Raw genomic sequence first — 14,515 nt, forward strand, 5'->3', positions numbered from 1 at the left:
TCCACCCGTGTTCCACCTCCTTCGGCAGTCACAATCTTCAACCAGCGCCCACCCAGGAAAGGAAAGGCCATCACAGCCGAGTTGGTCCGCCTGGAGGTGAACGGTATCAGCTCTCAAACGCCAAGTCTCGATTGGCTACGTGTTTACAGGTAATTAGCTGACACTTGATACCAGGTCGCCATGAGAACCTGTCGAAACCGGGGAACCCAATCAGAAAACCGCTGTTTCCGGGTGGACACGAGATAAATGAATAATATCGCCGGAATTCGCCTTTCCGATCGACGCCGAGCTATACTAACGAAGCTCAACTCACGAGAGCCATTGGGTTTATCGATGTAACACCTTTGCCAAGCGAAGGCGCTTTGCCGCCATCCGAGCCACAAGGTGTCAATGCCCTCGTCGAGATTCGAGCGACCCACACACATCATTCAGGGCCTGCCTCACGGGGCGGGTTTACGGGGAATCCCGATGTTCACATCATATCCCACCGAATTCGACACGCTCTACGCCCTCTCCGACCTGCTTTTGATGAGCCGCCACCCCAAGCCGAACCCGGCGGTTCACGAACCACTGCCCGCTCTCATCGAGAGACTCGGCCAGGAAGATCCCGAACAGCGCCTGGCACTGGTCCTGAACGGCAACGTCTTCGATTTCGGCGTCACGCCCGCGGGTCTCTACCAAGATCCACACGAGGCTCTGTTCACCTTGGAAACCATGCCGCCCACCAGCCTCGAAGCGCGTTTTCTGAAAGCGCTCGCCAATTTTCTGAGCCAACCCAATCGATTTCTGATCTGGATCACCGGGGACCGCGACGCCGCCCTGGCCTACCCTTCCGTTCAGGTTCGGCTTCGCGGCCTGATCGGCCTGACACGCGACCAGAACGCCCGCCTGATCTTCTGCGACGACGACACGGGCTTCATCACCAAGGTGGGCGGCGCCCGCGTACTCTGCCTGCACGGTCATGAATTCGATCACTGGAACGCCGTCGACCAGGAAGAGATACGCCAACGCATCGCCGCGGAGAATCGCGGCATCGCGGTGCCGTCGGCCACGCCCAATCCGGCCGCCCGGCTCGCCATCAACCTGCTTGCCTCGATGCGTCTCAAGTACCCCTGGCTGGATCTGCTTCAGCCGCTGAGCCGGGACCTGATTCCACTCCTGGCGGTTCTCGACCCGACCATCCTCCCCAAATTGAATTCCCTGCTCGATGGCGATGCCCCGGCGGAAACCGAATCGGAATCCACCACCCCCCGACATCTCCACTTTCGCTATCCCCATTGCCCGCCGAACAGGGACCGGGACCGCGTGCGCCACCTGTTCCTGGAAGCGATGGAGCAGGTCAGGGTCACCCGACCGGAACGCTCGCACCTCGACGAATTGATGCGCCAGACCGAAAAACGACTCTGGCAGGGAGAAGATCCGGTTTCCCTCGCCGAAACCGCCGATCAAATGCTGTCCGCCGGTGACCTATCTCTGGAATGCGAGCTGGAACCGCTGATCGCCAACGAAAACGACCGTCTCCTGGCTGCCCGCGCCTTTTTGCACCGCCTCACCAACGGCGGTCGGAGTTTTCAATTGGATCTGGGCGACGATCAGTTCGAGAAGATCCACATGGCCGTGGACCCCAGCATCCCCTTCGTCGTGACCGGCTTCAGCCAGCGGGCCCGCGCCCTCAAGCGCCCCAGTGGGAGCATCTATTTCAACAGCGGATCCTGGCGCGAAGCACTGGACTTGGATGTGTCGTCCCTGGATCCCGAGACCTTCGAGGCGCTCTGGCAATTGCTGAATCACGTGGATACGGGGTTGGAGCGCCTGCGCGGCCAAGAACCGCTCGGGCGTCCGTTGATGCGACCCACGCGTCATTTGATTTGCATTCGAGCCGATGCGAAAGGCGCCACGGGTTGGCTGGGGGAATGGGTCGCGCCCACCAAGCCTGACGCGAACGGTGCCGAGGAGGAGCGCGCGGGACACTTCGAGGCCGTCGCCCAAAGCACCTTTCGCTTCTCGATCAACTGAACCACGAACGCCAACAAGGCATCGCTCACCGATACCAAGCTCCATCACGAGGCCCAGCTATGACCGAAATCAACGAGGTTACCCTCGAGTTCCTGCGGCATGGTCGCCCCCACAACCACCTGCTCTCACCGCTGACGCGCTACATGGCGCTGTGCGGCCGGCACGAGGCGGCGCCCGTCACGTTACCGTTCGAGCACTGGGAGATCATGGAACTGATCGACACCCTGCGTTACAAGCACCGCAGTCACGCCCGCAGTTCGCGATTGGCACGCCACCACAACATGGCGAACGCGCTTGGCCGGTTTCTCTTCGATGTGCCGGGTTTTGCGGTCGACGTCATGCAACGGGCCTCCGGTTCGGATCAGCTTTGCCACCTGCAACTCGTCTTCTCGGCCTCGGAATTGTGCCTGCTTCCGTTCGAAGTGGCAAAAATCCCCGATGGCTATTCGGGCAACGGGCAGGAACTGCTGTTGCGTGTCGATCCACGCGTGGTGTTGACGCGCCAGGCCCGCGACGCCAAAGGGTACCTTGTGCCCTGGGATCGTCCACCCAAAATACTGTTCGCTTGGGCGGCGACGCGCGAAAACATGCCCGTCCCCTACGAGGCCCATTTGCTGGCATTGCGGCGTGCCCTGGACAACTTCATCTTCAGGTCCTCCCCGGATCGGAGCCCGATCGAGTTGAGCGACTATTTGATGGTGTTGCCGGATGCCAGTCTGTCCGAAATCCACGACATAATGAGCCGTCACGCGATTACCCACGTCCATCTCCTCGCTCACGGCATGCGCGACAAAACGCTGGTGGAACGCCACGGCCTCCTGCTGTGGGACAAGGAAAAGCAGGACGAAGACCTGGTGGACGGCGAGCGTCTCGGATCGGCCCTGTTGGCGGGTCGCTCCCACAACCGCGGCGAAGCACCGGTGGTGGTGACCATCGCCAGTTGCGACAACGGCCATCAGGGCTCCGTGATCATGCCCGGTTCGAACCTTCTGCATTCGATTCACGAGCAGGGTATTCCGCTGGTGGTGGGATCCCAGTTTCCGCTGTCCCTGGCAGGCTCGGTGCGCTTCGTGGATTCGTTCTACCGCGCCCTGCTCGACGGCCAAGACCCGCGCCTGGCGCTGTGTCAACTGCGGTTCGCCCTGCGCAACAGCGATACCGACGTCCATGACTGGGCCAGCCTGGTGTCCTACGCCTCCCTGCCCTACGATTTGAACAGGCAACTGCAGCGTTTCCGTGCCCGGCAGGCCAAGGAAATCATGCGGGTGAGCTTGGCCTTCGCCCACAAGGTCACCGACAAGCGCATTTTCGAGGAGCCGCAGAACGAGGAAGCACTTTTAGAGAAGGTCAAGCGACGGGTGGAAAAGGCGATCCTGTGGATGCCGGCCGCCCAGCCGGCCAACGACGAGACGTTTTTCAGCGAGCGTTCCCGTCGGGAGTCGGACCTGTGCACGCTGGGATCCGCGCAGAAGCGAATCGCACAAACCTTCTACCTGCAGGCAGAGGCCTTGCGCGAAGCCCAAATCCGCAACGAAGGCCCGATGTCGGAACCCTCGACGGACGTGCTCTCGCTCCGCGAAGAGTCCCGCATCGCCCTACGCAAAGCCCTCGCCTACTACCAACGAGCCCTCGGGATCCACCCGGAATCGGCCTGGGCCGGAACCCAGTGCCTCTCCCTGAATCTGTACCTGACCTACGAGGTACAGGGCCGCCTGACCCACAACGGGCTCTGCCCGAGACAGTGGCGAACCTATCACCGCCTGGCGCTGGCCGCCTTGGAAAGCGATCACGAGGAAACCCGTTTGTGGTCTTGCTGTAATCTGGCCGAATTGGAAATTTTGGGGCTGATCGGCCGTCGCGGCGGCATGCAGACCTTCACCGAGACGATCGACGAAGGACTCGACCCGGTCCATCACCTGCGGACGCTCCAGCAACAGGCGTTCAACAGTTCGCGGCATGTGATCGCATGCTATTGGCAGTTGATGCGTTACGCTCGCTGGTTCGTCTACCGGACACCCGAGGCGGATGGCCAGTTCGGCGACAACCTGGTGGAGTCGGAACTGACCGAAATCCAGGAAATGTTCTCCTACGTCGCCCAATTGATCGACATCGATCGGCCTTCCACGCCGGAAAACTTCTGAGCGCCCCGGCGGAATGGGATTTCGGCCGATACCGCACTCAGCCGACGACATCCACCTCGCCACCAACGGCAATGCGTCCCGCGGCCAACTCACTCTGCTGGAGATAGGAAAATGCCGCGAAGCCATTGCTGACCCGGGGTTCGAAGGCGAAGGCATCGCGCCGATCGGAATCGTCTTCGAAGGCTCGCGTCCCCTCGTCGGCCGTCTCACGCGCCCTCGTTCCCAATTCGCCCGCGAACAGGGTCGGAAACCCAGGTTGCGGTTCGGCGCGCTCGGCTTCACGCGATCCCCGTCGCCCGTCCTCCTCCAACACCTCGAGATCGACGGTATCGAACGCGCTTTCGTCGACGCCCTGCTGGGCGGCACCAAAGCGGCCTCGACGTCCCGAACCACCTCGCGGATTGGCCCCGACGGTCTGTTGATTGATGACACTCGGCAGGAACCGATGTAACGGCTCTCCGTCGCCGACGACAGAATTGTTCATGATGGAATCCCCGAAAGAAACCGATCAGGTACCAGCCAACCCGTCCGGCTCATGGAGAATTTTTGTGAGTGCAAAACAATGCATCGTCAAAGAAAAGGGTAAACATTAACTTACGCTGGATGCCGGAATAGATCAAGCCTTTCCGAACCATTTATGGCGGGCGGGTCGATCAGGAATCGCGCCGTTCCCGTTGAATGTAGGCGAGCCCGGCGACGCGATCGGCGACCACGGCGTTCTGGGAACCACGAACCTGAAGATCGATGAGCAACGCTCGAAACATCAGCGCCGCACCCTCTTCGGGTCGTTCGGTGTCGTCGAGTAGATAGGCCAGGTTGTTGAGCAGGCGGGCGACCATCGGGTGATCGTCGCCGTAGTGTTTCTCGTAAATCACGAGCGCTCGCCGCATCAGGGGTTCGGCGCGATCCAGCTCGCCGCGTTCGAAGTAGAGATAGGCCAGATTGTTGAGGTCGCGCCCCAGGTGGGGATGCATCGCCTCGAAGTGCGCACCGTCGATGGTCAGGGCCTTCTGGAAGGCGTTCTCGGCCTCTTCGAAATGACGCCCGTCGTGCAACATGCGCCCATAGTTGTTGAGCAGGGTCGCCATATCCGGATGCGACGCGCCCTGAATGTTCTCCAGCAATTTGATGGCACGGGCCATCAGCGGTTCCGCCTCGTCCAGTCGGGCGGCCGCCGAGAGAACCTGAGCCAGGTTGTTCAGGCGAATGGCGACCGGCAACGATTCGGGCCCGTGGATCACCTCGTTGAGCGCCAGCGCCTTGCGGTACAGGGACTCGGCCTCGTCCAGGCGTTGGGCGTCGTGCAACAGGCGTCCCAAATTGTCCAGATCGCGCGCCACCGCGGGGTGCTCGTTGCCCAACAGTTCGCGGTTCACGCTGAGGCAGCGGCGCATCACCAATTCGGCCTCTTCGTAGCGAAAGAGTTGATGGTAGATTTCGCCGAGATCGTGAAGCACCTTGCTGAGGAAGAAGCGGCGTTCTCCCTCCCCTTTCTCGGCCAGCGGCAGGGCTCGGTCGTAATAGGCCAGCGCTTTTTCCAACTGACCGGCCTGGCGCCATAGACTGCCCACGTTGATCAGGTCCGGCAGCAGATCGGGATGGCCCGGTCCCCATTCGGCTTCGTTGGCGGCCAGGATCTTTTCGTAACGCGGCAGGATTTCGTCGATGCGTCCGTGGCGAGCCTTCAAACGGGCCATGGAGCGTAGAACCAACCGGTTGCGGTAGTCGTTCCGGTGCAGGTAACGCTCGCAGAAACCGAGCGCGCGTTCGTAATGGGCATCCGCGCTCACCGGATCTTCCTGTTCCTGATCGCGCCCGATGTCGTGCAGTAGATCGATCCAGGCGGTCGGCTCCAGGCGATCCCCCAGGTCTTCCGCCGCAATCAAGGCACGTTGGTAAAAGGAGCGACCCTCCACCTGCCGCCTGGTGGTGCAGAGCAACCGCCCCAAATAATGCCAGTAAACGGCCGATCGCGGCGACTGGCCATCGGTGCGGGCCTCGTCGAGCTGCACGGCCGTGCGCAGATGACGCTCGGCCTCGTCGACTTGATGCCGCTCGAGCAGCAGAAGTCCCAAAAGCGCGCGGGCGTCCAACAACACGGCGTGATCCGACGGCATGCCGGCCCGCTCGCCCAGATCCAACGCGCGGCGAAAGTAGGGTTCGGCATGGCCCGGTCGATCCAGCTCGAAGTACACCTGGCCCAGGCTGCTGCAAATCTTGGCGACCTCGCTCAAGTCCACCCCGGCGCAACGCTCCAGAATGTCGAGCCCCTCTCGAAAACAGGCGCTGGCGGCGTCGAACAGGCCGTGCTTCTTGAGGGTGACCCCCAGTTGAACCCATTGACGGGCGGTTTGGGGATGGCGATCGCCCAGGGTGCGGCGCGCCAGGGCGAGAGATTGGCGGTGATAGTGTTCCGCGAGCGTCAGTTGCCCGCGCATTTCCGCCAACTCGCCGATGGCACACCAATCGTTCAGCAGATCGGCGTGATCGTCGCCGAGCAGCTTGCGATCGATATCCAACACCCGCAACAGCGCCTGTTCGGCCGCATCGTATTGACCGTTCTCGATGAGAACCTCCGACAGTTCGCGCAGAACCGCGGCGACTTCGCCCGCTTCGGTACCGAACAGCCGTTCACACACCACCACGATGCCCCCCAGGACGCGGGCCACCAGGTCGGTACGCAGCGATTCCCTCACCGCGACGGCCACATCGAGCAAGGCGTTGCCGAGCTGGTCGCGTTCCTGGTCGGGAATGGCATCGCCCAGATCCGCCATGCGTCCCAACAACATCTCCAGCTCGGCCAGCAGTTGCGCGTCGGCCGGATCGGCGGCCCAGGAACGGATCCGTTCGGCTTTGTCGCCAAGGGGCTCGCCCATCGCGATTCGTCCGACGCGCAGCAGGACGTCCACCGCGGCACGACGGACGGCAAGCGTCGAGGCATGTTGCTCGGCCATGGCTACCTACCAGGGTAGTTGTTGTTGAACAGGCACCTTGTAATCGTCGAGACGATGGCGAATTTTCCACTCGGAGCGCTTTCCGAGACACCAACTGGACACGGGTGAAAAGCTGGAATGACAGTACCCATAGGGCGACACCATGGTACTACCGCAGCTCGGGCAATTATCGTTGCGGGGGGCTGCCCCGAAAATGAAGTGACACGACATGCAGATGGCGAGATCGGGAGCGAGTTGCAATTGACTGACACCCGCCTGACGCGCTTCCTGTACGATGCGCTGGTAGAGCGAGGTATCTTCGGGCCCCGCCCCGTGATGGTAGAGAACGGTTTGGTGATGTCCCCTGAAAAAGCGGTGGAGACGACCTTCGATCTTGAAACGTTCACGCCAGGCCATGGGGTGAAACGCGAGGATATTGGGGCCTTCGGTGTAGATCGGGTGAGCTTGTTCGGGATCCCGCAACAGGTAGGCGGTCCCGGTTTTGGGATGGCGCCGCAAGTCCAAAAACGCGAATCGATAGGACAAACTCTCGTTTTTGGTACCCGCAAGCATCATTTTCAATTTGTGAATGCGATTGCGCACGGTCAAGTCGCTCTCGATGGCCTGAAGCACGCGTTCGACACCCGCGCCAAGGACCTCGACGGGTCCCTGCGGCGAGCCGCGGTGATAGGCGGCCATTTCGGCCAACCCGATCAGGTGCATCGGTTGGGTGGCTTGATCGATCTTCAAAAAGGGCTGCCCGCCCAATTTGTGCCTCAGGAACTGGAGCGGCCCCCTGTTTCCATAAGCCATTAAACGGGAAATAAATAAACGTTTCTGGCGATGGGCCGTCACGGCCAGGTCCAAAGATTTTTCCAAACCCTGCCAGAAGACCGACTCCTCCTGGCCGAACGTCAGGGTGGGCAGATTCAAGGCCACCGAGCTGAGCGAGAATCCGCGTAGCTCACTCGGTACCTGGATTTGCTTCAGAAAATCGGGATGATTTAAATAAATGTGACCCAGGGCCCCAAAATCGCGGCGAATGTCGCTGAAGGCGATGCGGGGATTCCCCACGCGGAAGGCGACGTCCATCAGACGTTGATGCCGTTCGTCCCACGGCGTCTTGCCGTCGTTGAGGTGGTAGACGATTTGGGGGGAATGGAAGGGGTTTCCGCGGAAATCGCCCCGAGCGAGGATGTCGAGAACGACTTCGTTGAACCGCACCAGGTCCTGACGATAGTCGGCATAGGTCTTCCCGGTGGACTCGCCGCCCGGTCCCAAGGCGGGCAGGTTCATCAATTGCTTGGGCATGTCGAAATCGAAGTCCAGAATGATCTGGCGATAGAGCCCGCCCCGTTCCAGATCCAACTGACCGAACTCGAAAAAGAGTTGCTGAATGAACTGATTCAGCTCGCGGTCGCTCATGTCCGTGAGGAACGGCAGAAAGAGAGTGTTGACGTAGCCCCACTGAATGTCGCCAGCAAAGTGGTTCTGCAGCTCGTGGGTGAAGCGAATCAAGTGGGCCAACAGGACGTCGGCCCGTTTGGCCGGTCCCGCCGAGGGAGCTCCGCTCATGACCGGCAACCCGTTCTGTTTCAGGTAATCGGGGGTGACGAAAACGTCGTGCGGCCGGTCGATGGCTCCCAGGTGAAGCAACTCTAGATAGCCGTTGTCATGCGCTTGAACCACTTCGGGCTGGTAGATTCGTCGGCAGGCGAATTGGGCCTTGATGCGCTGGGCGATTCGCTGGGAGGTGGCTTCCGGATTTTGATCGGCACCGGCTCCGAACCCGACCGGATGGTAGATGTTGAGTTCGACGTCGCTGAGTGACAACTCCAGCGATTGCAGGGGAATATCCCCCAAGTTGTAGCCTTCTTGACGGAGTAGGCCGGTGAGCCAATGAAGCACCAGAGTGGGACTCGGCTGCTCCAACCCGAGCAGGCCCAGGTTGTCCTGTACCCGCGCCAGGGTGCGGTCGATGACCTCGCGAGGGATTTGGCTGTCTTTTTGGAGCGATGCGCGAAGGCGTGTGAAGTCGACCGGTTGCGCCTCGGTTTCCATGCTGCGAAAAAGAGAGGACTGCATGGCCGATTCGGTCAATTGATCCACGTGCATGGAGCTATTGCCGCGGGCTTCTTTTCGCTGTTTCTTCTCGACACTGACCAAGAGCTTGAGCTCCAAAGGGTGTTGAACGGTCGATCCTGATGCGGGTCCGGCCTTTCGGGGTCCGGCCGCTTCGAACAACCCCAAAGAGAGGCTCCACCAACGTTTACGCCGGCAGCCTCGCCGAGAGGGAAGGACAGCTTCCGAACAGGGTCCACCCGAACCATGGTATTCGATGGCAACCGTTTCGAACCTCAAATCATAGCAAAATCCAGCTAGGGATTCAGCAAGACAGGATGGGTTTCCTGTCGGCGCCCATTTCGGGTGATGGCAGACACGGATTTGTCCAGGGCGGGCGTCACCCGGTTCGGGAAATCGCCCGGTGCGGACCGCCGCCCGGACCTCATATCAACGCGGCGAAGCGGCGATGTTACCCCCATCGACGGTGAACACGGCGGCGGTGGTCTTCTCCGAGAGGTACAGACGCAAGAAGGCGCGCCCCACGTCTTCGGCGGACACTTCCCTGCCCAGCAGGTTGGCGCGAAAATACTGATCGGGCTCCAAACCCCGCTGTCGTGCACGTTCGGCGACCAAATCCGCGTCGAACAGATTGGTGCGAATACGGTCGGCATTGATGGCCATGGCGCGGATTCCCGAGTCGGCGAATTCGACCGCGTACTGCTTCATCAGCGCGATCAAACCGGCCTTGGCCACGCTGTAGGCGCCAAACCCGGGACCGGGATTGAAGGCACTCTTGGAGGCGTTGAACAGCAGGCAACCACCCAGCGCCTGGGGAACCATCATTTCGACCGCGGCGGCGGCCAGATACTGATGGGAGAGCAGATTGATCTCCAGGCTGGTGCGCAACGTATCGGTGGTTTTGTCGATGGGGCCGGTGAAGGCCCGGCCCGCATTGGAGAGCACCGCGTCCAGACCACCGAAGGCACAGCCGGCGGCGGTGATCAACGAGGCCGAAAAAGAGGGATCGGTGAGGTCGCCCGCGCGGGACTCCACCGCCACACCGAAGCGGTCCGCAAGGCGGCGGGCTTCGAGGGCCAAGGCCTCTGCATCCATATCGGTCACTACGAGGTTGGCGCCCTCGGCGGCGAAGGCCTCCGCAATCCCGCGTCCGATCCCTCCGCAGGCACCAGTCACGAGCGCGACGCGCCCGGCCAGGGGCTTGGGTTTCTTTTTGCCCAGCTTGGCTTGCTCCAACGACCAGTACTCCATGTCGAAAATATCGCCGTCGGGCAAGGGCGTGTAGCGACCGATCGATTCGGCGGCCAGAATCACGTCGATGGTGTGTTCCCAGATGTCGGCGGCGATTTCCGCGGCGGCAACGGTTTTGCCCGCGGTTACCAAACCGATTCCGGGAATCAGAAACACGATCGGCAGGGGGTGAAGCTGGGTTTTCTCCACTTGTTTTTGGGACATCCAGGTTTGGAAGTAGTGGTCGTAATCGGACACGTACCTGGCCAACTCATCGACGACCTGCGACGCGAAACCTTCGTGATCGGTGGCTTCGGGCCTGGCCAGGACCAGCGGTTTCTGTTTGGTCCGTATGACATGGTCCGGCGTGGCCGGGCCACGGGTGGCCACCTCCGTCAGATCGGGGCGCATCAAAAAGGCCTCGATTCGGGGCGTGCGCCGCACGCGCAGAACCTGGGCGCCGATCCCGCGCGGGTGGTTGACCAGCAGCCCCCGAAGTCGCGCCAGATGCCGGGACACATCGCCGTCGGCCAGAAAATCGTGCTTCGGACTCGCCGAACCGACCTCGGGCGTTTCGGCATGGCCGCGTTGCCATTGTTCGGCGAGCGCGACCATTTCGAGCATGCGTTCGAAGGCGGTGCGCGCATCGTCGGCGAAGGTGAAAATGCCGTGGTTGATCAGGATCAGGCCCTCGACCTCGGGGTCGCGTTCGTAGACTTCGGCGGCGGCCTTGGCCAATTGAAAGCCCGGCATGATGTAGGGCACAATGCCCATGCGGCCGCCGAACACCCGGCGACACAGTGCTTCCGCATCGGGTTGATCGGCGAGGGCCAGAATCGCGTCGGCATGGGTGTGATCGACGAATTTGTGCGGCAGAAAGGCGTGGAGCAGGGTTTCCACAGAAGGGTTGGGCGCGCCGGTATCGAGCAGAAAGCGACGTACGCCGTTGACCATGGCTTCATCGCTCATGTCGTCGAGCTGGCGAAAATCGCGGATCGGATCGAGGATGACGGCCGGAAATCCGGGCGGCTCGATGTGGGCCAGATCCCAGCCGCTGCCCTTGACGCAGAGCACTTCCACATCGCGGCCCAGTTCGTCCCGGAGATGGGTTTTGACGGAAGTGTTGCCACCGCCGTGGAGCACCAGGGCCGGATTGCGACCCAACAGTCGGCTGGTGTAGACACGCAGGGCCAGATCGCGACTCACTCCGGCGTAGCGGTCCAGATAGCTCGCCGCATCCGCTTCGTTCCAAACATGTTCAGTGCCCATTCATCATCCTCCGCCATTGGTTTGAGATCCTCGGGAACTCGAACGTTCCACAAGGATTTCGGTAAGCGCGCGACGCGCCTTCGCCAGGGTCAAACCCCGATAGCTTAGCCCGAATCTCGGCCGGAAGGCAAAGGCAAGCGCGGAAGGCTTTTCGTAGGTGGTGAGGCCGGTGTCTCGTTGAATCACCGGAAAAACGAAACACGCTGTTGTTTGAGGCGTGCCTGTCCCAGAATTACCGTTTCGCCCAATATCCATTTCACCACGGAGTCGCCGCCAGGGCCGGGGGCCGGATTGCCGGTGGTCGGTATGCCGAACCACCTGCACACCGGCCAACGGGTTTCAAGTGGGTAACTAATCGAAGCGAATCGCTAGGGGCTCCCGCATTCACGAGAGGGGCGTCGTGCACGGCCGGATTGGCCCGGTAGGTGCGCCGGCCTTACCGACCCTGCCCGGCGCACATCAATTAGGTTGGAACTCCTCGCATGGATTACTTCGACAAGTTCATCCGGCGGATGAACCTACCGGGCACGACGAATCTCTGGGCATTCGGGTACCCCGAGCGGATTCGTTACAAGAGAGAGCACGAATACCGCAGAGACCTTTGCCAAACGAGTTTGCGCTTTGAATCCGAAGAGTCACAAAAAAACGGCCGCGTTCCCCTAGAGGAGACGCGGCCGTTTCTGAGAAACTGTGTCGCGAAAGGACGTTATCGATTGCGCGGGCCCGACATCACGGTCAGCAACTTGGCTTCCAACTCGTCGGAAGGATCGTACTGCGTCAGGCGACCGTACACGTAAGAGCTGAGGAAGGTCGCTGCTTCCTGGCTCTGGAGGTTTTCGACGATCTGGAATCGCTCTTCCTCCAACTTGGACAAGTCGGCTTCCTGTTTCTTCGAAAGACGAACCAGGGCGAAACGAGAGTCCTGCTGGGTCTCGTAGGAACCCAGAAAATCACCCGGTTCGAGCGCGAACAAATCCTCGAAGGCGAGATCTTCGCGACGGATCTGGAAGGGAATCCGGTTGCCGTCCACTTCCTTGGACTCGATGAAGTGGTTTTCCTTCAGGAAGTCACGCCCGGCTGCCAGGTCCTTCAAGGTCGCTTCGGGCTTGTTCGCCGCGGCAGTCTTGATCTCGTCGTACATCTTTTCGATGAACTTGCCGGCAGCGATCTTTTCGGCGATCGCCTTGATGCGGTTTTTGTTGGATTCGAAAGCCAACACGTCGCCGCTGCGGGTCGCGACCCACTGCATGACCACCTGGGTGTTGCCGAGGTTGACCACATCGGTGATGTCTTTTTCGGACTTCAACTGGAAGGCGGCGCGACGAGCCGTGAAGTTGCGGTTCAGGGTCGGGCCCATTTCGGCCTGATTGTCGTTGTCGAAGTACAGCGACGTTTGCAGCTTCTGCTCCAGGGATTCGGCCGCTTCGTCGAAGCCCATGGTCAGAGCTTTTTCGCGGAAGGCCGCAGCCCTGTCGCCGATTTGCTTGCGAGCCTTGCGGTTGATCATCTGGTTCCGAATGGTGTTTTGCACGGTTTCGAACTCGCGCACCGATTCGGGACGGTGCTCGACCCGGTTGATCAGGTGGTATCCGAACGTGGTCTTGACCGGCCCAGAAACCTCGCCGTCGGCCATGGCGAAGGCCGTCTCTTCGAAGGGCTTGACCATCCGACCGCGAGCGAAAAAGCCCAGGTCGCCACCCCGGCTGGCGTTGGAGGCATCTTCGGAGTAACGCTTGGCGGCTTCTTCGAAGGCGAGACCGTCGGCGATCTCGTTCTGGATCTCTTGGATCTTGGCCAGTGCTTCCTCGTCGGACAGACCCTGATCACCGGTCTTGATCAGGATGTGGTTGGCCTTGACCTGCTCCTGTGTGCGGTAGCGCTCGATATTCTCTTCGTATTCCGTCTTCAGTTCTTCGTCGGTGACTTCGATCGAATCGCGCAGCTCCTGGATGTCCCAAGCGGCGAAGCGCACCTGGCGCTGCTCACCGGTCTTGAATTCCTCGCGGTGCTCGTCGTAGAACTTGCGCAGGTCGTCGCCTTCCAGGGAGACCTGATCCTTGACGTCGAAGGTGTTGACGACCACCATCTCCAGGTCGACCTTGCGGTTCTGGTCGAGGAAGGCTTCCTTGATCTTCTCTTCCGATACGAAGGCGCTGCTGAAAAAGAGGCGGCGGAACTTGTCGGTCGTCAGCGCGTGGTCGCGCAGGTAATCTTCATAGGAACCTACCGGCATGCGGTAGCGACTGCGAATGAACGCGGCATAATTTTCGTCATCCACGTAGCCGTTGGGGCTTTTGCGGTAATTGATCACAAAATCGCGAAGTTCGGCATCGGAAACGGCGAGGTCGAGGGAATTGGCCCCGTCCAACATGATCGCTTCCCGAATGAGGCTGGAAACCACGAACTGGTTGAGCTGATCGTCTTTGATGCCTCGATAGACCCCGCGAAGGTTGACTTCTTGAATGGTGGCGTCGCGCATCTTGATTTTCGAGGACCCTACCTTGGCGATGGTGTCGCCCGGAGCCACGGGAGGAGCTTCTCCAAACGAAAAGAGAACATAGCTGGCGAGCGCCGCCACAACCACGGCGATAACGACCTTGCGAGCCGTGGTATTTTTTCGCATGAACTTCATCATTTAAGAAAACTCCTCTGAATTAGTGGTAAATGCAGAGCGAACTCTGCCGGTCTTCAAGTGGATGGTTCGGGACGATTCCCTGGATTGGAAAAGCCAAATCGCCGCTTGAAAAGGAACCGTCGCGTCCGAAACCCGAAGCTGACGGGCTGCAGACGATGATCCACAAAGCGATAGGGCTACGTGACGAACGCGTGAAAAACCTTCCACCA

Annotated in this window: 7 protein-coding genes; 2 read left to right on the forward strand and 5 right to left on the reverse strand. The window is 60.6% G+C overall.

All coding sequences use genetic code 11. The features are described from left to right. The first annotated feature begins 468 nt into the window (after window positions 1-468). Both J3U87_RS10445 and J3U87_RS10450 read left to right on the forward strand, forming a co-directional pair. The gene (locus J3U87_RS10445; protein WP_237382989.1) at window positions 469-2,016 is read left to right on the forward strand and encodes a hypothetical protein; all 1,548 of its coding nucleotides are present in this window, start codon (window positions 469-471) and stop codon (window positions 2,014-2,016) included. 59 nt (window positions 2,017-2,075) lie between these two features. Beyond that, entirely contained in the window at window positions 2,076-4,157 is a 2,082-nt protein-coding gene (locus J3U87_RS10450; protein ID WP_237382990.1) for a CHAT domain-containing protein, read from the forward strand. 37 nt (window positions 4,158-4,194) lie between these two features. Here J3U87_RS10450 and J3U87_RS10455 read toward each other — a convergent pair whose 3' ends face one another. The 5 genes from J3U87_RS10455 to J3U87_RS10475 form a co-directional block, all read right to left on the reverse strand. Then, on the reverse strand, window positions 4,195-4,641 hold the full coding sequence (locus tag J3U87_RS10455) for a hypothetical protein (protein ID WP_237382991.1): 447 nt from the start codon (window positions 4,639-4,641) through the stop codon (window positions 4,195-4,197). A 169-nt stretch (window positions 4,642-4,810) separates the two neighbouring features. Further along, a complete protein-coding gene (locus tag J3U87_RS10460; RefSeq protein ID WP_237382992.1) occupies window positions 4,811-7,111 on the reverse strand; it encodes a tetratricopeptide repeat protein in 2,301 nt (766 codons plus the stop codon). Between the two features lie 6 nt (window positions 7,112-7,117). Then, on the reverse strand, window positions 7,118-9,256 hold the full coding sequence (gene nrdD, locus J3U87_RS10465; RefSeq protein ID WP_237382993.1) for an anaerobic ribonucleoside-triphosphate reductase: 2,139 nt from the start codon (window positions 9,254-9,256) through the stop codon (window positions 7,118-7,120). Between the two features lie 345 nt (window positions 9,257-9,601). Beyond that, window positions 9,602-11,671 carry a bifunctional aldolase/short-chain dehydrogenase gene (locus J3U87_RS10470; RefSeq protein ID WP_237382994.1) on the reverse strand — a complete coding sequence of 690 codons (2,070 nt, stop codon included), beginning with the start codon at window positions 11,669-11,671 and terminating at the stop codon, window positions 9,602-9,604. Window positions 11,672-12,377: 706 nt separating this feature from the next. Beyond that, window positions 12,378-14,306 (reverse strand): peptidylprolyl isomerase, encoded by a 1,929-nt coding sequence (locus tag J3U87_RS10475; RefSeq protein ID WP_237382995.1) that lies wholly within the window; start codon window positions 14,304-14,306, stop codon window positions 12,378-12,380. Between the last annotated feature and the right edge of the window lie 209 nt (window positions 14,307-14,515).

It is taken from the genome of Sulfidibacter corallicola, assembly GCF_017498545.1.
GTDB lineage: Bacteria > Acidobacteriota > Holophagae > Acanthopleuribacterales > Acanthopleuribacteraceae > Sulfidibacter > Sulfidibacter corallicola.

Bases quoted from the DNA above. Each gene is read 5' to 3' on its own strand.
- J3U87_RS10445 (WP_237382989.1), top strand. From the start codon at position 469: ATGTTCACATCATATCCCACCGAATTCGACACGCTCTACGCCCTCTCC.
- J3U87_RS10450 (WP_237382990.1), top strand. From the start codon at position 2,076: ATGACCGAAATCAACGAGGTTACCCTCGAGTTCCTGCGGCATGGTCGC.
- J3U87_RS10455 (WP_237382991.1), bottom strand. From the start codon at position 4,641: ATGAACAATTCTGTCGTCGGCGACGGAGAGCCGTTACATCGGTTCCTG.
- J3U87_RS10460 (WP_237382992.1), bottom strand. From the start codon at position 7,111: ATGGCCGAGCAACATGCCTCGACGCTTGCCGTCCGTCGTGCCGCGGTG.
- J3U87_RS10470 (WP_237382994.1), bottom strand. From the start codon at position 11,671: ATGGGCACTGAACATGTTTGGAACGAAGCGGATGCGGCGAGCTATCTG.
- J3U87_RS10475 (WP_237382995.1), bottom strand. From the start codon at position 14,306: ATGATGAAGTTCATGCGAAAAAATACCACGGCTCGCAAGGTCGTTATC.